Below are 21,577 nucleotides of genomic sequence, written 5' to 3'. Positions count from 1 at the left end.
ATTTAACTAGCACCACGCGTATTAAAATATTGATTATTCTTCAGTATGACTCTTTTCAAGGATACGATTATATTTCTTAGCAAAGAAGACTAACAACAAAACACTGGCAATTACATAGATGACTGCCGCAATGTAGTAGGCGTTGGCATAACCATCTTGAGTATTAAATAGATAGAATTCCGTAAACAAGCCATCTACAATTCCTACAATCGCATAAGCAATTTGTACTACACCAGTAAAGGCAGGACGAAGGTCTTTGTCCACGATAACCATTTGTACTTCCTGCTGAATAGGCATCGTGGCATTGGCTAAACCAGTCCTTAAGAAGAGCAAGATACCAACAATTACAAATAAGAACATCCCACTACCTAAATGACGTCCATTAGCCAGTAATAACATAACTGGCACACAGGTAATTGTACCGGCTGCGACAGAGACAATTGCTCCCAATTTCTTTTCCAAGAATGGGGCAAAGAAGTAACCGATTAACATCGCTGCTTGGACAAAGGTATTGATTGTTGAAGAAACATCACGTGGAATATGCAAATAATTATTCAAATAAATAGGTACATAAACGGCAATTAAACGTGCACCTAATTGCACTCCTGCAATATAGGCAATCCACATAATCGTTCTCTTATTAAGCAATTTCTTGTACATAGCAGCTTTATCCGCAGAAGTATTTTGTTTTTCACTCGCTTCTGAACGATAATCTCGTGGTACATCGTGAATAAACAAAGCCAGAACAAAAGCAAGCATAGTTACAATAGCTGTGATGATTAACAAAATACGATAAGCATTAGTATAGTTTGCTAATACTTGCCCATGCATTAATTCAGGACGCCCAGACAGAAGTGAAGCATCATGATATGAACTACCTTGCAACAAACTAAAGAACCAGACAACTGCTTTTCCACCAAAGAATGTACAAATAGTCTGAGTAATTAAGTTAACGATCATTACTATCGAGAACATCTTCGTTCTTATCTTGCCTGGAACATAAGAAGTCCACATTAATGGATACATCAGATCATAAACACCAATAGCTGTCCAAGAAATGGTATAAGCTATCATAATGATAATCTGATTAGTCGTTATACAAGTTAAGGCCATAAAAATTGCCGTCATTGGTGGCAAGACCAACAAAATGTTCCGATACCCGTACTTATGAACAGTAGCAATCATTAATGACATTAAAATTGCTGTTGCTGCATTGAAAATATTTAAACCCGAAATTAAGTGTGGAGCTACAAGTTTGTAGTAGGACAAAGCTGCATCATTGGTAATTCCCGTAACCGCACCTAAGATACCATAAATCCACAGATAGATAATTACATTTTTACGATAGCGCGGATTCCAATTCTTAATGGCTTCCGCTTCAGCTTCTTTCTCCGCATTCGATCGTTTAGCCAATTTACTCTCCCTTTCCTTTGTGAAAACGTATACATACTTTCATTTTTATTTTAGCACTTCAAAGCTGTCAAAAAAATGTGGATAACAAGAAAGGGAGCAATTAGGTTATTTTGTTCTTGGTTTTAAAGTCTTATCAAATAAATTAGTAATCATTTTTACTAATACTCCGTCAAAAATGAATGCGGAGATCAAACTAACTATAAACATCAAAACCTGTAATTTTACGCTATAGTGACTCCAGCCAAATAAAAAATATGATGGAACAAAGCCACCTAGATTGGCAAAGAAAGCCCCGATTAATACGCTAGGCCAAGAGAATCTTTCATAACGTTCTTTTTTAGGAAAAAAGCCAATTTCGTTAGCAGCACCTTGGATTAAACCTTCCAAAATAGTTAGTGCTCCCCATTGACCACCAATAGCCATTTCAACTGTTGCCGCTAATAATTCACCGATGGTACCTGAACCAACAGTTGGGACAAAATACATGGCTAAGGGTGCAGCCATATACCATAGGCCAGTAAAGATATTGTCCACAACTGGTGCATAACCTGTCGGCAAAAAACTTAATTTAACTAAGTTATACACATTATTGAAACCATAGGTATAAATTATCCCCATGATAATTCCAATAAGGGCAACTAAAATAATCGACTTAACATTCCATTTTGATGAACGTGTGAACATAAAAAATACTCCTAACTAACAAAAGTCAGTAGGAGTACTACATCTATATCTATGCACTTTCCTTAACGCAAGTATTATCTTGTTCAAGTTCAAAGAGTATTTCTCAGCCTTACAGCACCCCTAGTGACCAAATATTTGATTAGAACTATTATATCACAAAATTTATGATTTAATCAAAAACTGTTTGATCAGTATATAATTTATGATAAAATCCTCGTTTTGCTAACAAGTCGTGATGACTTCCTTCTTCGATTACATTTCCATCCTTTAAAACAACAATTTTATTAGAGTTAAGAATTGTCTTTAACCTATGAGCGATCACAAAGCTAGTTCGACCTGCAATAACAGCATCCATCGCCTTTTGAATTTTCTCTTCAGTTACCGTATCTACATTTGATGTGGCTTCATCTAAAATCAAGAAATCTGGATTAGTCAAAATAGTTCTAGCAATTGAAACAAGTTGCTTTTGCCCTGTTGAAAAAACAGAACTAGCATCATTCACTTCAGTTTCATAGCCTTCTGGTAAGCTTTCAATAAAGTCATGAATATTAGCTTGCTTGGCTGCATCAATTACTTCTTCCATGCTTGCGTTTGGCTTCCCATAACGAATATTATCGGCAATAGTTCCACTAAACAGTACTGAATCTTGCAACACAATGCCGACATTATCACGTAAGAATTTCAACTGAATATCACGCACATCAATGCCATCAAAAGTAACTTTTCCAGAGTTAACATCATAGAAGCGATTAAGCAAATTCATAATCGTTGTCTTACCAGAGCCAGTCGGTCCAACAAGAGCTACTGATTGACCTTTATTTACAGAGATACTTACACCATGCAAAATTTCTTTGTTTGGATCATACCCAAAATGCACGTCTTCTAGTTTAACTGCTTTCTGCAAGCCATTTAATTGTCGACCTTGTGGAACATTGTCTTCATCTTTTTGTTCTTCCACTGTAGCTAATCTTCTAGCACCAGTCAGAGCAAGTTGAATCATTGAATAAATTGAAGTAATTTGGGTCAATGGTTGGAAATAATTCTGAGAATATTCTACGAAAGTAACAATCAACCCTAGACCAATAGCCTGGCTAACTTGACCTGAAATAATCATCCAAGCACCCATTGCAATTACGATTGCCAAATTGAGCAAATTCAAACCGTTCATCAATGGGAACAAAATACCTGAGTAGAATTGTCCCTTAAACATCGCATTACGTACACGATTATTGTAAGTCTTGAATCCCTCAACAGACTCCTTACGTAAATCGTTAGTAATAATTACCTTTTCACCATTAATTTGTTCGGTGATATAACCATTTAAATCGCCAATTTCATCTTGCTGTTTGTCCAAATAAATTCGTGCTTTCTTCATAATTAAGACAGCTACGATCAAGATTAGCGGTGTCGTTGCAATAGTAGTCCAGGCAAGCTGGGCGTTTACCATAAACATCACGATAATCGTACCGATAAACATTATTCCCTGAGAAATAATTTCAAAAATGGCATTATTCATCGCATTAAAGATGTTATCAAGATCTGAGGTAAAAAGAGACAATAATTTACCATCTTGGTGAGTATCAAAGTAGCGTACTAACATTCTTTGAAACTTAGCAAAGAGATTTTCACGCATATCATTGGTTGAGTCTGCATTGAATTTGGACATAACCATCCAAGCAATAAAAATTGCTACCTGACTTAACACATAGAAGATAAACATTGACCAAAGCGCACCGTAGAAAGTATTTAGACTCGCAGTGCCTTTCCGTAAAGCAGAAAGATAGTTAGTCAAGTCCGTAACAGCTTGACCCAAATAAGTTGGTGCTAGCACTTGAGCACCACTTGAAATTAAAGAAAGAATAATTACGATCGTAATTCCTTTCCAATACGGTTTCAAATACTTAACAAAATAGCGAATTGCTTTTCTTGTATCGTTCATTATTTGCCTCCTTTCTTACCCTTCTGCGTCTTGAAGATCTCTTGATAAATCGGTGACGTCTTCAGAAGTTCTTCATGAGTTCCCTGTGCCACCAACTTACCATCATCAAGTACCAGGATCTTGTCTGCATTAACTACTGATACCAGTTTTTCAGCAATAATAAATGTAGTTGTATCAGGTAACTCATGTTCTAATGCTTGCTGGACTTTCTTTTCAGATTCTGCATCCAAAGCTGAAGTTGAATCATCCAAAATTAAAATTGGAGCTTTGGCAATTAGTCCTCGAGCAATCGATAGACGCTGTTTTTGTCCACCAGAGAAATTGGCAGAACGTTCTTCCACTTCATGGTCAAAGGAATCGTTATAACGCTCAATGAATTCAGAAGCTTGCGCCATATTGGCAGCACGTTGCAATTCATGTTGCTTAGCATTGTTTTTACCCTGACGCAAATTAGAAGCAATTGTACCTGAAAACAGAATTGCTCTTTGTAAAACGAAAGAAATGGTCTTTCGTAACGCCGTCTCAGTAACGTTTTTAATATTTTGACCACCAATCTTAATTTCACCTTTAGTCGGATCATAAAGACGAGCAATTAATTGAGCTAATGTGGACTTGCCAGAACCAGTAGCACCGACAATCCCTACCATTTCGCCTGGCTTAACATTAAAAGAAATGTCCTTTAATGTTTCATCATCACCATCTGGATAAGTAAAAGAAACGTGATCAAATTCCACTGAACCCTTTAATGGAGCAACAGAACCGTTCTTAACGAATTTCACATCAGGCTCAGTTTCTAAAATTTCTTTGATTCGCCCTAAAGAAATATTTCCACGTGCAAATTGCATCATTGTCATTCCGGCAATCATAATTGTCCACAATAATGTCAAAATGTAATTAACAAACGGACTAACAATTGCCACATCTGTAGGATGTTGTACAATCCCTTGACCAATTAAAAAGACAACCAAAGTAATTACTAAATATGCAATCAATTGAAAGGCTGGCATAACTGCAGAAAACCAGTAACCAATCACGATATTGTAATCATTCAAACGATCTGAAGTTTGGTTGAACTTCTTTATTTCCTGTCCTTCTTGGTTAAAAGACTTAACTACTCGGACACCCTGTAAAGTTTCCTGAGCTTGCCCAGAAATTTTATCCATCGTCTTTTGGAATTTGGCAAATAGACTCCCCATCTTTTTTAAAACATAAGTACCAAAGCCGATAATCAAAACAACCATCACTACAGTTGCCCACCAGAAACGTGGAATAATTACGATACAAAAAATAAAAGAACCTACAATTAAAATTGGCATTCTCAAAAGCTGCATAAACAATTGCATGATCATGTTCATAATTTGGTTCATATCGTTAATTAAACGTGTTGTTAATGAACCAGCTGAAAATTTTTCAATATTGCCAAAAGAAAAACTTTGAATCTTGGCATATGTTTCTTCACGCAAATCACTCGTTATCCCTTGAGCAATACGAGCGGCGTAATAAACATTAAAAATACCAGCCACAATCGCAATTATGCCTAAAATAATCAGCATAATCCCATCATGAATCACGCTTTCTTTTTGATCAGCCATAATTGCTCGTTGAATATTTTCAAGCAAACGTGGTTGATATAAAGTGGCGAATGCTGAAACGATAATGGCAATTAATGCTGCAATAACATCTTTCCGATAGCGTTTAAAATGTGGTATTAAAATCTTAAAAGCTGACATTAGTTACCCCTTTCTTCATTTAAAAATTGCCAGAAAGTGTTGCTCCACTCCTCATTAAGACTAGTAAGCAACTTCATCTTTTCTGGACCTAATTTTTGCGCTGTTTTTTCTTCTAAATCAAACAAGGAGGCTAGCTTTTCCTGTGCATAACTTTTTCCTTTATCGGTTAATTCACAAAAACGAACTCGCTTATCATCAGGATCAATAGTCATATCCAGATAACCTGCTTCATGCAATCGCTTAATTCCTTTATTAATAGATTGCTTAGGCAAATCGCTTAAATTCACCAATTGTTTTTGCGTTAATTTTTCACGCAATAAAAGTTCATACATAATTACTACCAAATAATCTGGCAAATGATGATCTTGTTCCCATTGTTCATACGCTCTACTGCCATGAACAATCGACATGTTTAATTTTTCTGATTCACTAATCTTCATCAATACCACCTGCTTATTTTAGTCTACGTGCGTACTAATATAGTACACATATGGACTAAAGTCAATAATTCTATGATATAATTAAGCAACGACAAGAAAGGAGCGGAATTCATATGAAAAAGAAAAAACTATTCTTATCTACTTTTTTCATCATCTTGCTATCTTTCATGCTGACAGCGTGTAGCCAAAATAAGAAGCAAACTATTTATGAAACTGTCAAAGAAAACAAAACTATTAACTGGGGCGTTAAAGCCGATACCCCCTTGTTTGGATCAATGAGCATTAAGAGCGGTAAAGTTAATGGCTTTGAAATAGATCTAGCTAATGCTTTAACCCATAAAATTCTTGGCAAGGATGCTAAAGCCAACTTTGTCACTACTACAGCTAATACTAAGATTCAATTATTAAAGAATAGAAATGTTGATGCAGTGATTGCTGCTATGACAATTACGCCAGAACGAAAAAAGCAAGTTGACTTCAGCAAGCCTTACTTTCCTGCTGGGCAATCGGTTATGGTCAGCGATCATAGCAAAATCAAAAATGCTAAAGATTTAAATAAACAAAAGGTACTCGTAGTTAAAGGAACAACATCAGCTGATGCGGTGAAAAAAGTTTCGCCTAAGGCTGAGATCTTGCAATACGATGATTATGGACAAGCTTTTGCGGCACTTAAAGCTAATCAGGGTAATGCTTTGGTAACCGATAACGGCATCCTAGCTGGTATTTTAAGAGATAATCCAGGTTATCGTGTAGTTGGCGGGACCTTTACCAATCAACCATATGGTATTGCCGTAGATAAAGGTCAAAGTACAATGATGCGTAAAATCAATTTAGCGTTAAATCAACTTGAAAAAGATGGTACCTATCAACGTTTGATTAAAAAATGGTTCAGCAATATCCCTGGTTTTAATGTAAAAACAGTTGAGAAATATTAATCTTAATAGAAATAAAATGCTGCAGAAAGGAGTATAAAATATGGCTAAAATTAAAATTGCCTTTTTTGATATTGATGGTACCCTAGTTGATTTGGATAAGGACGATATCTCTGCCCAAATTTTAAAAACGTTAAATCAACTAAAAACTAATGGAATTATTACGTGTGTAGCTTCTGGCAGAGCACCTTTAGCCCTACCTTCTTTTTTGGGTTTTATCTTTGATGCATATATAACTTTCAACGGATCATATTGTTATACTTCCGATCAACTTATTTCTAGCAATCCCATTCCTCAAAAAGATGTATTGCAAATTGTTAAAAATGCAAGTTCTATCAATCGTCCGGTATGTATTGCAACTAAAAATTGCTTGGCTGCTAATGGAGCAGATCAAGATCTAATTGATTATTTCAAATTTGGTGGGCTTAAGGTCAATGTAAGTCCTCAATTTAACCAAATAATAAACGAGCCAATTTATCAAATAATGATGGGCGCACGCCAAGTTGAATATCCAAAGGTCATGCAAGATGTCCATGGAGCAAAAATCACGGCCTGGTGGGACCGAGCTGTTGATATTATTCCTGCTAACGGTGGAAAAGGAATAGCAATCGAGCAGATTCTTAAGTACTATAAATTGAGCCCATCCGAAGCCATTGCTTTTGGTGATGGCAATAATGATATTCCTATGTTAAAGACTGTTGGCACTGGCGTTGCCATGGCAAATGGTTCACCAGAATTAAAAGCACTTGCTACGGAAGTTTGTCCTAGTGTTGGCGAAGATGGAATCTATCACTATTGTAAAGAACATGATTTAATCTAAAATTTAAAAAGGTGACATTCAAATTTACTGAATGTCACCTTTTCTATTCTTCAACTAATTCGACTTAGTAATGTAATCAAGCAAGCTAAACATGACTTCTTTATTTTCTTTGGGAACGCCATGCTTGATAATTTCTGCTGGTGTTTGATGCAAATCATTATTTTCTAAAGCATATGCACCATCATTAATAACAATTTCGCGTAAATTATCTTCATTAGGCTCAAAATGAAATTGAAGACCAATTACATTATTCCCCAGGAGATAGCCTTGATTCTTTACCAAATCGCTTGAAAATAGCAACTTAGCTTCCTTAGGAATTTCACTCATTTGTTCATGCCAATGAAGCGCAGTTAATTTGTCTGGAATTCCACTAATCGTATGATCCTGTAAGTAAACCGGTGCCCAGCCTACTTCCTTAGCTGGTGCATCAGGCACTTGATATCCTAAAGTCTTAGCGATCTGTTGACTACCAAAACAAATACCGATTATTGGCTTATGAACAGCAAGCATTTGCTTAATCAAAGCGCGTTCATTTTTTACCCAGTCTAATTGATCATTAGGACTGTTAGGACTTCCCAAGATAACTAATAAATCTGTTTCATCAACTGTAGGCAAAATTTCAAAATCGCCTGGATGATAAACAAACATTTCATTTTTTCTAACATGACACCAATCCTGAATAGAACCGGGCCCTTCATTTGGAGCATGTTGCAATACATTGACACGCATTTATCATCCCTCTTTTCATAATCGATTATCTGCTGTATAGTTAGCCTTCCAGATTTCTTCCATCTTAGCTAACCTATGCCAATCCCCGTGTTCACACATCATATATAATTCATACACTGGATTATACAGAATTGGGTTATCCTTGCATTCCTTTAAATAAGCATTGGTCATTTTGATTAACATAAAACGAAAACGTTCAACTTCATTACGATTAAAGTAAGTTTCGTAATACTTAACTATCAAATGCTGAATATTCGTATGTGATGCTTTCTTCAATGTTTCAGGATTCTTGCGATAATTATACAAAGTAAAAGCAGGAATACCAGTTTCACGACTTAATTTAGTAATTTGGACATTCCGATCCGTTAACAATTGTTCCACGCGCTGCACATCTGTTAAAAGATGCGGTTCATGCAGATGAGGATCCTTAACTTGCTTATTTAGCTCGTTAATGACAGATTCGGCAAATTTTTTCATTCGTCTAATGGCAACTTTTTCAGTAATGTTTCCATTAGTAACTTTTCCAACAACAAAAGTATGATCTGTAACTTCATATTTTTGTGTAACTGAATTATACGTATTTCCAGCAACACTGATCATAGTCACAGTATCTGTATTAACATTTTCAGATTTAAAGCTTATTTTTTTATGATCGTCATTAACTGGTGAAAACGGTAAGTTATCTGTGGTAAAAACTTGAATAAAAACTGTGTATTCCTGCTTTTTCAAATCTTTATCTTGTTGCTTAAACATCTGTACCGCACGATCTTGAATGAAATCTTCAAAAATAATTTGCTTTTTCAAACTGGCTAGTACCTTTCTAATTATCTCTTTTTTATTATAAGCAAAAAACTAGCTTTGAAAAGCTAGTTTTATTTACAAAGATAAAATTATGCCAAAAAGTTACCACTAGCCAGATAAAGATCATACCATTCTTGTCTTGTTAATTGAATGTCTGCACCTTTAGCCGAATCTTGAATATGTTTAGGATTCATTGAACCTACCAACATTTGAATATTAGCAGGATGGCACAAGATCCACGCTGCTGCAATCGCATTTTTACCCACGTTATATTTATCAGCTAATTTTTGTAATTCAGCATTCAACTTAGGAAAGCCATCATTATTTATAAACGTTCCTTCAAACATCCCATATTGAAATGGAGACCATGCTTGCACAGTAACTCGATGTAAACGAGCATAATCTAAAAATTGACCATCACGATCAATTGACGAGTCGTCTGCCATATTCATATGCATCCCGAAGTCAATCATCCCAGTATGCTTCAAGCCAAACTGCAATTGATTAAACATTAACCGTTGGCTTAAACTATTTTGCAATAATTCAAATTGAGCTGAATCAAAATTGGATACGCCAAAGAATCTGACTTTGCCACTTGCTTGCAGCGCATCAAATGCTTCAGCTACTTCTTCAGGATCCATTAAAGCATCTGGACGATGTAAAACTAAGGAATCAAGATAATCGATTTGCATTCTATCTAAGATGCCATCAACGCTTTGGAGAATATGTTTTTTAGAAAAATCATATCGCTTGCCTGGTACAATCCCAGTTTTAGATTGAATAAATAAATCTTCACGCTTAAGATGCATTTGCTTTAATGCTTTGTCAAATATTTCTTCAGATTTACCACCACCATAAATATCGGCAGAATCAATAAAGTTGATTCCTGCATCATAAGCAGCTTGAATTGCAACTTGTGCTTCAGGAATCGTCTTTTTATCCATACGCATAATTCCTAAAGCCATTGCCGGAATATCTAAGGTAGTACAGCCCATTTTAATTTGTTTCATGTTTAATCCTTTCTAATGTTTTTACTTCGTTACATCCATTATCCTACTATGCAAAAAAAGATTCACTTAATGTGAATCTTTTACATTTAATAGATCTTTTCTACTTGTTCTTGAATACTTGGCTTATCTAAAAATTCATCATAAGTCGTATCTTGATGGCTAACAATTCCCTTAGGGCCAACTTCAATAATATGGTTAGCAATAGTTTGAATAAATTCGTGGTCATGTGACGTGAATAAAATAGAACCAGGATATGCAACTAAAGCGTCATTTAATGCAGTGATTGATTCCAAATCCAAGTGATTAGTTGGATCATCCATAATTAAAACATTCGCTGGTTCTAACATCATGCGAGACAACTGACAACGTACTTTTTCTCCACCGGACAAAACTTTAATTTTCTTTTCGATTTCATCCCCACTAAAGAGCATTCTCCCTAAGAAGCCACGCAAAAATGTATTATCATCTTGTTCCTTAGTCGCATATTGACGCAACCAATCAAGAATGGTCAAATCGTCATTGTTGAAGTTAGCATTTAAATCGCGTGACATGTAATTGAAGGCTGTAGTTTGACCCCAAGTAACTGTACCAGTATCTGGTTTGATTTTACCAGCAACGATATCCAGCAAAGCTGTAGTCGCCAAAGCATTCCGTGATAAAAATGCCACTTTATCACCAGGACGAACAATAAAGGAGACATTATCCAGAATCTTTTCACCATCGACTGAATAAGAAACGTTCTCTACCTTTACTAAGTCATTACCCAAATCACGGTGCATCTCAAATTTTACAAATGGGTATTTCCGTGAAGATGGCTTGATATCATCCAAAGTAATCTTGTCTAATTGCTTCTTACGAGAAGTTGCTTGACGAGATTTAGACGCATTAGCTGAGAAACGAGCAATAAATTCCTGTAATTGTTTGATCTTTTCTTCTTTTTTAGCATTCTGGTTAGCTGCTAATTCATTAGCCAACTTACTAGATTCATACCAGAAATCATAGTTACCAACATATAGCTGAATTTTGCCACGATCTACGTCACACATTTCGGTACATACCTGATTTAAGAAGTGCCGGTCGTGAGAAACCACAATCACAATATTAGGATAATCAGCTAAAAAGTTTTCCAACCATTCAACAGTATGAACATCAAGACCGTTAGTTGGTTCGTCAAGCAAGAGGATATCTGGATTGCCGAAAAGTGCTTGAGCAAGCAATACCTTAACCTTTTCGGATTCTGGCAATTCCTTCATCAGCATTTGGTGTTGCTCTTCAGGAATACCTAATGATTGTAATAACTTGGAAGCATCTGCCTCTGCATTCCAACCATCTAGTTCCGCAAACTTGCTTTCTAATTCTGCTGCTTTAACCCCATCTTCATCACCAAAATCAGGCTTAGCATAAAGAGTATCTTTTTCCTTCATTACTTGATAAAGTTCCTTATGCCCTTGAATTACGGTGTCCATGACAGTGCAATTATCAAAAGCAAAGTGATCCTGGTTCAAACTGGACATTCTTTCGTTAGGATCAATACTAATAGAGCCAGTTGTTGGTTCAAGCTTGCCTTCTAACAATTTAAGAAAAGTAGATTTACCGGCACCGTTAGCGCCAATGACACCGTAGCAATTGCCCGGAGTAAATTTCAAGTTAACATCTTCATAGAGTGTTCGGCCGCCAAATTTAAGACTTAAGTCGGATACTGTAATCAATCGCTATACCTCACTATTAAAAATATAAAATTATGTATCAGTATACTAAAAAAGTCACTAAATGTCATTAAACAATAAATTATTTCAAGCTTATCATGATAGCAATAATTTATTTTTTGCTAAAATGAAAATATTAGGAAGGAATTGAATAAGTTGAAAGAGAAACCTATTTGGAAGAAAAATTTATTTGTTTTATCAATTGCTGTCTTTATCGCAGGAATCGCCTTTTCGGAAATTATGCCTTTCTTGTCGTTATACATTAACACATTAGGCAATTTCTCTCATCAGCAGCTTAACTTTTGGTCCGGAATCGTTTATTCCGGTACATTCATTGTTTCCGCAGTTGTTTCTCCGTGGTGGGGCAAGCTAGCTGATAAAAAAGGTCGTAAGCCAATGATCTTACGAGCCGGAATCGGAATGTCAATTGTGATAGCCGGAATGGGATTAGTCCAAAATGTTTGGCAACTACTTTTGCTTAGAATGTTACAAGGAGTATTTGCTGGTTTTATTTCTAACTCTAATGCACTAGTAGCCACTGAAACGCCAAAAACAAATTCAGGGCAAGCTTTAGGGACTATCGCTTCAGCTACAACTGCCGGAACTTTGCTTGGACCACTTGTCGGTGGTGCTTTGACTTCTATCTTTTCATACCGCGTTACCTTTATGATCACAGGCGGCTTGCTTTTAATTTGTTCAATTTTAGTATTATTCTTCGTTCATGAAGACGACTTCAAACCAGTCACTGCCAAGAAATTGGACAAAGCTAGTGGCGTTATCAAGTCGCTTCGCTCACCTCACCTGATTTTTGGCTTATTATTGACTACCTTGATCATTCAAGCAGCCAACAACTCAATCAACCCCATCGTTTCACTATATGTACGCCAGTTGCTTAATGGTCACGGCAATGTCGTTTTCATTTCCGGTGTTATTGCGGCTCTTCCTGGGATTGCCACCTTCTTGGTAGCATCCCGTTTTGGAGCACTTGGTGATAAAATCGGTACTCACAAAATTATCGTTGCCGGATTCATTGCGGCTTCAATTTTCTTCTTTCTAACTGCTTTTGTCCAAAACACAATCGAATTAGGGATCTTGCGCTTCTTAGTTGGTTTCTCTGACGCTTGCTTATTCCCACAAGTGCAAACGATGCTAACTAAAAACTCTCCGGCCACTGTAACTGGCCGTATTTTCTCATGGAATCAGTCAGCCATGTATATCGGTAATATCGTGGGACCACTACTGGGTTCATTTGTATCAGGGATGTTTAATTACAGCATGGTCTTCATCGTCACCACGGCAATTGTGCTGATCAATCTGCTTCTCTTTAGAATCAACGTAATTAAAAATTTACAGTAAAAAAAGGTTTGAGCAATCAATCACTCAAACCTTTTTTTATTCTGCTGCTTTTTTAGCTTCATGACGGTTATAAATAAAGTTAACTACATAAGCTATAACCAACAAGAATACAGAAGTCCACATAATTTCAATAATTCCTGAATGAAAAATCGAACGCATCGTTGGCATCAATGCTTTAGGCAAACCTTGAGCAGATGCCGCATCACTCAGCTTATTCATCATGGTCATCGTAATGCCGTGATGGCTGGCAATACCTCGTGATAGAGCCAAGTTCATAATTACGCCATAAACTGCAGACATGATAGTCTGAGCTAAAATTCGAATCAAAAAGCTAAGCGAGGTTGCCGGAGCCATGTCTTTTTCACTGGCATCAACTTGTACCTTGATCTGCAAGATAACGAAAATTGAACCTACTCCAAAACCAGAAAAGGCAGCAATAATCATTAAGATTTGATAAGGCGTATTGCTTGGTACTAAAATCAACCCTAAAGCCGTGATCGCCAATAAAGTCAGGTTAAAGATCAATAGACGATAATTATTGAAGTGGCGCAATAAGGCAGGCGCACTTTGTGAACCGCCAATATCTAAAATTGAGTTAGGAATCAAAGTCACCCCACCAATTAAAGCTGAGGTACCTAAAATAGCTTGTGACCACATAGGCAAATACGTATTAACCGCAATGTAAGCACCCCATGCTAAGGCAAACAGGATAAAATCGCCTACCAAAGCTTTATTGGTAAATACAGATAAAGGAACAATTGGGCTCTCTGCTTTCTTCTCAATTGCAATAAAGATAACTAAAAGGATAATTCCTACAATTACAAAAGAAGCGACCATAGTCATACTAGTAATGCCCAACATCTGCATCCCAATTAAAAAGCAAGTCAAACCAACAATTAGAGCAGCTGCACCGCTTTTATCAAAGTGGACATTCTTTTCAGGTTTGCGAATACCGCGATAGTAGACAATACTCAAAATGATTGAGATCAAGCCTAATGGCNACATTAATATAAAAGACCCAATGCCAGGACAAGGCATCAACAATCCAGCCACCAACTAAAGGTCCTGCAATACTGGCGGCACTAAAGCTAGCCGCAATGTAGCTTAAAATGACTGTTCTCTTTTTAACATTGGGATAGATATAACCGACGATGATATAAGGCAATGAGCCCATTCCGCCAGCTCCCACTCCCATTAATACCCGGGAAATAAGGAAGAAATAAATATCTGGGGCTACACCCTCAAGAATTGAACCTAAGATAAATAAGGCTAATGAAAGTTCAAAAGCAAATTTATTACCCATCCGTTCACCCAGCTTGCTCCAAATTGGCACTGAAACAGACATACCTAACAAAAAACAAGCAACAATCCAGCCCATGTATTGAATCCCATGCAAATCAGACACAATTGCAGGGATGGCAGTATTAATAATGGTTGCATCAAGTCCTGACATAATATTAGCCAGAATTAGTGCCCAAGTAACCATCAAAATTTGCTTCTTATTCATCCAATCATCCTTTACTCAATAATTCTCATCTCATAGTATGCAAAATTCATTCTATAGTTGTCAAAGTCCTTTTTTACTTTTGCTTGACAAAGCTTAACTTTCCTAGTTTAATATAAGAAAAATAGTGATGACCTTTAAGATTAGTCCCGTGAGGCTAAGAAGGAAATCTGCATTAGCTAGTCTTTTTTGTGCTAGCAAAAACAGAAAGACCATCTTGGACTCAGTGTCCTTGGTGGTCTTTTTCTTTTGGTCATCCGAGAAAGGAAAATCTATGGCAAAAGAAATAGTTGATGCTATTAGCATGAAACGTGCCTTGATGCGTATGACTTATGAAATTGTCGAACGCAATAAAGGTACTGAAAATTTGGTTTTAGTAGGAATTAAGACACGCGGTCTCTACTTAGCTCAAAGAATTGCTAAGAATTTAAAGAACCTCGAAGATGTTCAAATTCCTGTCGGTGCAATCGATGTCTCACAATACCGTGATGACTTACCTGAAGCTGAAAAAGAAAAGATGATTCACAGCCAACAACTCGATTTTGATATCACCGATAAAAATGTTGTTTTAGTCGATGATGTTTTGTTTACTGGCAGAACCACCAGAGCTGCGCTTGATGCTTTAATGGATCAAGGTCGTCCAGCTAAGATCAACTTGGCTGTATTAGTTGATCGTGGTCACCGTGAACTTCCTGTTCGTCCAGACTTTATTGGTAAGAACATTCCAACAGCAATGAATGAAGAAGTTAAAGTATCAATGACTGAAGTCGATGACAAAGACGGCATTGATATCATGAATAAATAGGAGTATTTGAATGAGTGAAAAAGAAAAGTTTAGAAACCCGGACGCGATTTTAGACGTCTATGAAAAGCCCAAACTAGGCCAAGGCATTCTGCTGTCACTCCAGCACATGTTTGCCATGTTTGGTTCTACCGTTTTGGTTCCAATTCTGATTGGAATCAGTCCAAGTATCGCCCTGCTTTCATCAGGTGTTGGTACTTTGGTTCATATGATCTTAACCCACTTTAAGATTCCAGCATACTTAGGTTCAAGTTTTGCCTTCGTTGCAACAATGCAAGCATTGATGAAGGCTGACGGTTATCCAGCCGTTGCTCAAGGTGCGATTGCTTCTGGTTTAGTTTATGTAGTCGTTGCTTTGATTATTTCTAAAATCGGATCTGGTTGGGTCAACAAGGTTTTGCCACCAATCGTGGTTGGACCAATTATCATCGTTATTGGCTTGTCATTAGCAACTACCGCTGCTAACGATGCCATGATGAACCACCAAAAGTATGATTTAACTTACTTTGGTGTAGCCATCTTTACTTTGGTAATGACTCTGATCTTCCAAATGTGCTTCAAGGGCTTCACTAGTTTAGTATCAATCATGTTGGGTATTATCTGTGGCTACATTTTGGCTTGCTGCTTGGGAATTGTTGATTTCTCAGGTGTTGAAAAAGCCGCTTGGTTCTCAGTTCCTGCCCTCGACGTAATGGGCATTAGCTACCACTTCAAATGGTACCCAGCAGCTATCTTAGCCATGGCTCCAATTGCCTTCGTTACGATGACTGAACACATGGGCCACATCATGGTGCTTAACTCATTGACTAAGCGTAATTTCTTTAAGAATCCAGGTTTACACAGAACCATGATGGGTGACGGTATTTCAACGATTATCGCTGGTTTCATTGGTGGTCCTCCTACAACCTCATATGGTGAAAATATTGGTGTTCTTGCTATGACTAAGGTTCACTCAGTTTGGGTGCTTGCAGGTGCTGCAGTTTGTGCAATTATCTTCAGTTTTGTCGGTAAGCTAGCTGCATTAATTGAATCAATCCCAATGCCGGTTATTGGTGGTATTTCATTCTTACTCTTTGGTACCATCGCTTCTAACGGTTTGAAGATCTTGGTTGATGATCAAATTGACTTTGGTGAAAAGCGTAACATGTTGATTGCTTCAGTTATCTTGGTTATCGGCATCGGTGGTGCTTACTTGCAACTTGGCAACTTCCAATTAACTTCAGTTGCCCTTTCAACTATCATTGGTATGATTTTGAACTGGGTATTGCCTAAGCAAGCTGCTAGTGAAAAAGCTTTGGCTAAAAAGAACAAGGAAAAACAAGAAGGCAAAATTTATCAATAAAGATAGAAATAACTAAATAACTTCAAAAAAGAGTCTCAAAAATGAGACTCTTTTTATTCTTTAAGGAAAATATTTTGTACTTGTTTTAATAGATCATCAAATTCGGATGATGGTGTAATATGTCCGATTACTTTCCCATGTCTGGCTATGAAATCATATGTCAGCATTTGGAAAAGTAATGCATCACCATTTGTATTACTAGGAAAATCTAGTACGTAAAATCTAAAAGGATCATTCTCAATATGAGTATGTGTAATTGCTAATCCAATAACTAAACCTGATTTTCTTATATATTGATAACGACTAACAACCAGGAATCGTCTTCTAATGTTGCCTTGCTCAGGATTATGTCCACCCATTTCATGACCAGCATGTGGCTCGGCATCAACCATAATTATATCGCCTTGATGTACATTAATTCGTGCCATTATCTAATTCCTTACCTACTGGAGCTACTTCTCGAGGATTATATCCCAATTCTTTATACTCTCTCTTGATCTCAGCATCATAATCATAATCATCATAAGCGGGATCAGACCATAGATCATACCCTGTTTGATTAGTCCTTTTATAAACTAAGTCACCATTTTTTTGTAAATCCACCGTAAATTCTGTATCAACGGGAATATTAAGAGACTTAGGAATAGTTAAAACAATAGAATTGCCCTGTTTTCTTGCTTTTATAACCATCTTGGCACCTCCTATATGTAGTAGTATATACTGTAATTACCGTGAATACAACAATTACTAATAATTGGAGCTCCTATTTTTGTATTTCCAAACTTGATTATTCATATCAAAATGAAGATACAGTATTTAGAAAGGACACATAATATGACTGATTCAACTAAAAAGAATTGTCAATCACAAATTATTAAAAAATTGAACTCTCATGCAATTCCACTTCAAGTTAACAAAAACGGTGTACTTGTATTTCCTAAAAACACACCAAGCGATGTAAAAGAATGGATAAAGAACGGTTAGTACTTATCTAAAACTTTCCGCTATCTCTGGATTCATCTCATCTTCTAGAATACTGCGACCTTGATCTAGCGTCTTTATCTTCTCCATATCCGTTTTATCCAATTCAAAGTCGAAGACATCAAAGTTTTGTGCCAATCTCTCTTTATGCACTGATTTAGGAATCACCACATAATTTCTTTGCAAAAACCATCTAAGCATCACTTGTGCCGTAGTCTTATGATGCTTTTCAGCAATTTCTTCCAAAACAGGGTTGGTGAAAACATGATCGGCACCCTCAGCAAATGGTGCCCACGCTTCAGGCTGCACGCCTTCTTTTTCCATATACTTCTGCGATTTCCATTCTTGATTCCAAACATTGGTCTCAATCTGGTTCACTACTGGCTTCACATCATTGAAGGTAATCAGGTCGGCTAGACGCTCATTCCAGAAGCTGCTGACGCCAATCGCACGAATGCGCCCTTCTTCTTTGTATAGCCGCTCAAGTGCACGCCAGGTACCGTAATAATCATTGTATGGCTTATGGATTAAGTACAGATCAAGATAATCCAGTTGTAGCTTTTTCATTGATTCATCAAATGCTTCGAGTGTCTTATCATAGCCGTAATCATCGACCCAGATTTTAGAAGTAACAAAAATATCTTCTCGTGGGACAATGCTATGCTTGATTGCATCCCCAACAGCTTGCTCGTTACCGTAGATCTGCGCGGTATCGACCAAACGATAGCCAATTTCCAGACCATCTTCTACAACTTGCTGTGCTTGAGCGAGATCATCGATCTGGTATACCCCGAAGCCTAACCGCGGCATTTTTACTCCATTATTTAACGTAACAAATTTTTCCATGATGTTTTCCTTTGCTTATTAATTTAGACGAATATCTTTTCATACAGAATATAATACTTAGATGAAAAAAGCTAAATCTTAATCGTCCATCACACCGATTAGGATTTTTTTATCCCTTCAATTCACCAATCCTAATCCACCAGTAATGTAATCACTTACATAAAAACAGAGTAGACAATGATCGTTAAAGCAAATTAAGTATTCAATTTGCAATCGGTTTAGCCGTTCCAGTCGGTTTGCTAATGGTACAGCTTGATGTGCTCACTAGCTTCATCGACACCATTTTCCAACATAGAATGGACAAATTTATTAAAGAAAATAATCCAGACGCGGCTGCCAGAAATGCACTTTGGGGTACTTTTTCATGGGAACTTTCTCGTGCAATCCCTGTCTTTATTCTTTTAATCGTTGGTAACGACGTCGTCAGAATGATCTTACGCATCATTCCTACTTGGCTTACTAATGGACTTAAGGTTTCTGGTGGCATCTTGCCTGTTGTCGGTATCGCTATCTTGCTTAGATACTTACCAACTAAACGTTTCATTTCATATTTAGCAATTGGTTTTATCGCAGCTTCCTACATGAAGATCCCAATGCTAGGTGTCGCTTTACTTGGTGCGGCCCTTGCCTACATTCACTACCAACGTGAAGTTGCTAAGTTAGACGAAAAGACTACTACAAACACAAATAATACAAAAAGTGAGGAATATGAAAATGACGAAGGCGAATACGAAAACTAATTCAGGCAAGTTGACTAAGAAAGATTCATTCAGAGCTAACTGGCGCTGGCTCTGGGCTAGTCAATTGTCCTGGAACTATGAAAGAATGATGGCACCAGGCTATTTCTACGCCCTCTTGCCATTCCTTAAGCGTTGGTACAAAGATGATGAATTAGTTGAAATGATGCAAATGCAAACACAATTCTTCAACGTTAACGCCTACGATGATAACTTCATCATTGGTGTCGACTTAGCCCTTGAAGAGAGCCAAGGCATTAAGTCAAAAGATACTGTTGCTGGTATTAAAACTGGTTTAATGGGACCTCTTGCTGGTATAGGTGACACGATCTTCAGTGCAATTATTCCAACTATCTGTGGCTCAATCGGTGCCTATATGGGACTTAGAGGTAATCCACTTGGCTCAATTCTCTGGATCTTAGTCGATATTATCATCTTATTCCTGCGTTTTTCATTCCTACCTATGGGTTACTACCAAGGTACTAAGTTGATTGATTCTGCTTCTGGTAAGTTGAACGCCATTACTGACTCAGCCATTCTGCTCGGTGTGATGGTCGTTGGTGCTTTGATTCCTACCGTTATTAAGGCGAAAGTGCCATATGTTTTCCATACCGGTAAGATCACGCTGAAGATGCAATCGATTCTGAATCAAATTATGCCGTCTCTAGTACCAGTATTGTTGGTAGCACTTGTCTACTGGCTGCTTGGTAAGAAAGGCGTCACTTCAACCAAGATGATCTGGTTTGTTCTGATTCTCGGAATTGTCTTATCATATTTCCACATTTTAGGCTAAAGCAAAAGAGAAGTTCTGTTGTGAACTTCTCTTTTTTGTTTATTTTTCGACCTTAGCTTGATAAAAGCCAAAGCTCATTTGACGTAAAGTTTTAATGAAACTATTTTTATCCAGCTTCTTGCCAGTCGTTAGAGCCTCGAATTCTCCATCTGGATCCTTCAGCTTCTGATCGGTTCTATGGAAGCCATTGCGCTCATAGAACTTCAAACGACTGACACGTTGCTTATAATTTTTCGCCTTCTTAGTCACAGGTTCAATATCAATCACGATTTGCTTATCTGGAAACTGATCCTCCAACACAGTCAAAATCTTAGAGCCATATCCATGTCCCCGCAATTTTTCGCTGACCGCTAAATAGGTCAGGTAGACGGTGTTGTCATTTTCAGCATAATAAGTAATACCACAGAATTTGCCATTATCATAAATTGCGTGAAACTTAACATTGCGGTGAAGTGACATTGCTAAGAGTGAAAGCATTGAGAATCTTTCCCATGCAGGAAATGCCTTCATGTACAACTGCTTAGCATCACGATATGCTTTTGTGCCCCATCGGGCAGGTTTAGAGTCTAAAATAGTATCCTTCTTTTCTATCTAACTAAAAATAAAATATTTTTACACACATATTTTATCAAAAAAATACAATAACTAGCAAAAAGAACAGGTCATTAAACCTGCTCTTTTCAACTCAATTTTTTAGCTTATATTTTGTAAAATTGTCATTTAACCTTTGATATAATGATTAACGGCGCCTGTACTTCCTAAATATCTAGGAAGGAGGTGAATTGTCGTGTTCAATACTTTACTTACATTTGTCGGGTCAATCTTGGCTAGCTTTGTATCACATATGCTTAACAAAGCTTACGATAATTGGCTAAAAAATCGTATCCTCAGTCGAAAAAGATTGGCCAAGTTTAAACGACGACACAGACGCCGCTAACCTGTCAGGTTAATTAACTTGGCTTTAAAATAAAAACGTCACCCATGTCCAATTGATACATTCCCTGTCAAGTAG

20 protein-coding genes, 3 pseudogenes and 1 riboswitch are annotated in these 21,577 nt (G+C 37.1%); of the genes and pseudogenes, 8 read left to right on the top strand and 15 right to left on the bottom strand.

Annotated features, from left to right (window positions below):
- Positions 1–33: 33 nt before the first annotated feature.
- The 5 genes from FC57_RS08705 to FC57_RS08685 all read right to left on the bottom strand — a co-directional run bounded on the left by FC57_RS08705 (position 34) and on the right by FC57_RS08685 (position 6,206).
- The gene (locus FC57_RS08705) at positions 34–1,413 is read right to left on the bottom strand and encodes an MFS transporter (protein ID WP_007125135.1); all 1,380 of its coding nucleotides are present in this window, start codon (positions 1,411–1,413) and stop codon (positions 34–36) included.
- 105 nt (positions 1,414–1,518) lie between these two features.
- The gene (locus FC57_RS08700; protein ID WP_007125134.1) at positions 1,519–2,097 is read right to left on the bottom strand and encodes an ECF transporter S component; all 579 of its coding nucleotides are present in this window, start codon (positions 2,095–2,097) and stop codon (positions 1,519–1,521) included.
- A 41-nt stretch (positions 2,098–2,138) separates the two neighbouring features.
- Positions 2,139–2,229: riboswitch (TPP riboswitch) on the bottom strand.
- A gap of 37 nt (positions 2,230–2,266) precedes the next feature.
- Complete coding sequence (locus FC57_RS08695; protein WP_007125133.1) at positions 2,267–4,036, bottom strand: ABC transporter ATP-binding protein; 1,770 nt, start codon at positions 4,034–4,036, stop codon at positions 2,267–2,269.
- Entirely contained in the window at positions 4,036–5,766 is a 1,731-nt protein-coding gene (locus FC57_RS08690; protein WP_007125132.1) for an ABC transporter ATP-binding protein, read from the bottom strand. Before FC57_RS08690 ends, FC57_RS08695 begins: the two co-directional genes overlap by 1 nt.
- Positions 5,766–6,206: a MarR family winged helix-turn-helix transcriptional regulator gene (locus tag FC57_RS08685; RefSeq protein ID WP_007125131.1), complete on the bottom strand. Its 441-nt coding sequence runs from the start codon at positions 6,204–6,206 to the stop codon at positions 5,766–5,768. The genes FC57_RS08690 and FC57_RS08685 overlap by 1 nt, the downstream gene beginning before the upstream one ends.
- A gap of 113 nt (positions 6,207–6,319) precedes the next feature.
- Here FC57_RS08685 and FC57_RS08680 point away from each other — a divergent pair, with 113 nt between their 5' ends.
- Entirely contained in the window at positions 6,320–7,141 is an 822-nt protein-coding gene (locus FC57_RS08680; protein ID WP_007125130.1) for a transporter substrate-binding domain-containing protein, read from the top strand.
- 40 nt (positions 7,142–7,181) lie between these two features.
- A complete protein-coding gene (locus tag FC57_RS08675) occupies positions 7,182–7,958 on the top strand; it encodes a Cof-type HAD-IIB family hydrolase (protein ID WP_007125129.1) in 777 nt (258 codons plus the stop codon).
- A 54-nt stretch (positions 7,959–8,012) separates the two neighbouring features.
- Here the strand turns inward: FC57_RS08675 and FC57_RS08670 are convergent, their stop codons facing one another.
- The 4 genes from FC57_RS08670 to FC57_RS08655 all read right to left on the bottom strand — a co-directional run bounded on the left by FC57_RS08670 (position 8,013) and on the right by FC57_RS08655 (position 12,207).
- The gene (locus FC57_RS08670) at positions 8,013–8,687 is read right to left on the bottom strand and encodes a type 1 glutamine amidotransferase (protein WP_007125128.1); all 675 of its coding nucleotides are present in this window, start codon (positions 8,685–8,687) and stop codon (positions 8,013–8,015) included.
- A gap of 15 nt (positions 8,688–8,702) precedes the next feature.
- Positions 8,703–9,491, bottom strand: coding sequence for a hypothetical protein (locus FC57_RS08665; protein WP_007125127.1), 789 nt, complete (start codon positions 9,489–9,491; stop codon positions 8,703–8,705).
- 86 nt (positions 9,492–9,577) lie between these two features.
- Positions 9,578–10,498, bottom strand: coding sequence for an aldo/keto reductase (locus FC57_RS08660; protein ID WP_007125126.1), 921 nt, complete (start codon positions 10,496–10,498; stop codon positions 9,578–9,580).
- 86 nt (positions 10,499–10,584) lie between these two features.
- Positions 10,585–12,207, bottom strand: a complete 1,623-nt coding sequence (locus tag FC57_RS08655) for an ABC-F family ATP-binding cassette domain-containing protein (RefSeq protein ID WP_007125125.1) — start codon at positions 12,205–12,207, stop codon at positions 10,585–10,587.
- Between the two features lie 153 nt (positions 12,208–12,360).
- Here FC57_RS08655 and FC57_RS08650 point away from each other — a divergent pair, with 153 nt between their 5' ends.
- Positions 12,361–13,560 (top strand): multidrug efflux MFS transporter, encoded by a 1,200-nt coding sequence (locus FC57_RS08650; protein ID WP_040529321.1) that lies wholly within the window; start codon positions 12,361–12,363, stop codon positions 13,558–13,560.
- A 36-nt stretch (positions 13,561–13,596) separates the two neighbouring features.
- Here the strand turns inward: FC57_RS08650 and FC57_RS08645 are convergent.
- Positions 13,597–14,560, bottom strand: a pseudogene (locus tag FC57_RS08645) (MFS transporter); the annotation flags it as partial.
- A 1-nt stretch (position 14,561) separates the two neighbouring features.
- Positions 14,562–14,977, bottom strand: a pseudogene (locus tag FC57_RS11315) (MFS transporter); the annotation flags it as partial.
- Between the two features lie 361 nt (positions 14,978–15,338).
- On the opposite strand from FC57_RS11315, the gene pyrR reads away from it, so the two are divergent.
- Positions 15,339–15,869, top strand: a complete 531-nt coding sequence (pyrR, locus tag FC57_RS08635; RefSeq protein WP_007125122.1) for a bifunctional pyr operon transcriptional regulator/uracil phosphoribosyltransferase PyrR — start codon at positions 15,339–15,341, stop codon at positions 15,867–15,869.
- Between the two features lie 10 nt (positions 15,870–15,879).
- Positions 15,880–17,208, top strand: a complete 1,329-nt coding sequence (locus tag FC57_RS08630) for a solute carrier family 23 protein (RefSeq protein WP_007125121.1) — start codon at positions 15,880–15,882, stop codon at positions 17,206–17,208.
- A gap of 53 nt (positions 17,209–17,261) precedes the next feature.
- Here the strand turns inward: FC57_RS08630 and FC57_RS08625 are convergent, their stop codons facing one another.
- Positions 17,262–17,636 carry a type II toxin-antitoxin system PemK/MazF family toxin gene (locus FC57_RS08625; RefSeq protein ID WP_007125120.1) on the bottom strand — a complete coding sequence of 125 codons (375 nt, stop codon included), beginning with the start codon at positions 17,634–17,636 and terminating at the stop codon, positions 17,262–17,264.
- Positions 17,623–17,898, bottom strand: a complete 276-nt coding sequence (locus tag FC57_RS08620) for an AbrB/MazE/SpoVT family DNA-binding domain-containing protein (protein WP_007125119.1) — start codon at positions 17,896–17,898, stop codon at positions 17,623–17,625. The genes FC57_RS08625 and FC57_RS08620 overlap by 14 nt, the downstream gene beginning before the upstream one ends.
- A gap of 144 nt (positions 17,899–18,042) precedes the next feature.
- Between FC57_RS08620 and FC57_RS10920 the strand changes: the two genes are divergently transcribed.
- Positions 18,043–18,192: a hypothetical protein gene (locus tag FC57_RS10920; protein ID WP_155801059.1), complete on the top strand. Its 150-nt coding sequence runs from the start codon at positions 18,043–18,045 to the stop codon at positions 18,190–18,192.
- Positions 18,193–18,195: 3 nt separating this feature from the next.
- On the opposite strand, the gene FC57_RS08615 is transcribed toward FC57_RS10920, so the two are convergent.
- Positions 18,196–19,035, bottom strand: a complete 840-nt coding sequence (locus tag FC57_RS08615) for an aldo/keto reductase (RefSeq protein ID WP_007125117.1) — start codon at positions 19,033–19,035, stop codon at positions 18,196–18,198.
- 200 nt (positions 19,036–19,235) lie between these two features.
- Between FC57_RS08615 and FC57_RS08610 the strand changes: the two are divergent.
- Positions 19,236–19,775, top strand: a pseudogene (locus FC57_RS08610) (PTS mannose/fructose/sorbose/N-acetylgalactosamine transporter subunit IIC); the annotation flags it as partial.
- A complete protein-coding gene (locus FC57_RS08605) occupies positions 19,750–20,565 on the top strand; it encodes a PTS system mannose/fructose/sorbose family transporter subunit IID (protein ID WP_040529316.1) in 816 nt (271 codons plus the stop codon). The pseudogene FC57_RS08610 and the gene FC57_RS08605, both read left to right, overlap by 26 nt.
- A gap of 39 nt (positions 20,566–20,604) precedes the next feature.
- On the opposite strand, the gene FC57_RS08600 is transcribed toward FC57_RS08605, so the two are convergent.
- Positions 20,605–21,081, bottom strand: coding sequence for a GNAT family N-acetyltransferase (locus tag FC57_RS08600; RefSeq protein ID WP_014564044.1), 477 nt, complete (start codon positions 21,079–21,081; stop codon positions 20,605–20,607).
- Between the last annotated feature and the right edge of the window lie 496 nt (positions 21,082–21,577).

The sequence above is a fragment of the Lactobacillus ultunensis DSM 16047 genome (assembly GCF_001436305.1).
GTDB classification, from domain to species: Bacteria; Bacillota; Bacilli; order Lactobacillales; family Lactobacillaceae; genus Lactobacillus; species Lactobacillus ultunensis.
Note: the sequence above shows the minus strand (reverse complement) of the source record. Positions and strands in the feature narration are given on the sequence as shown.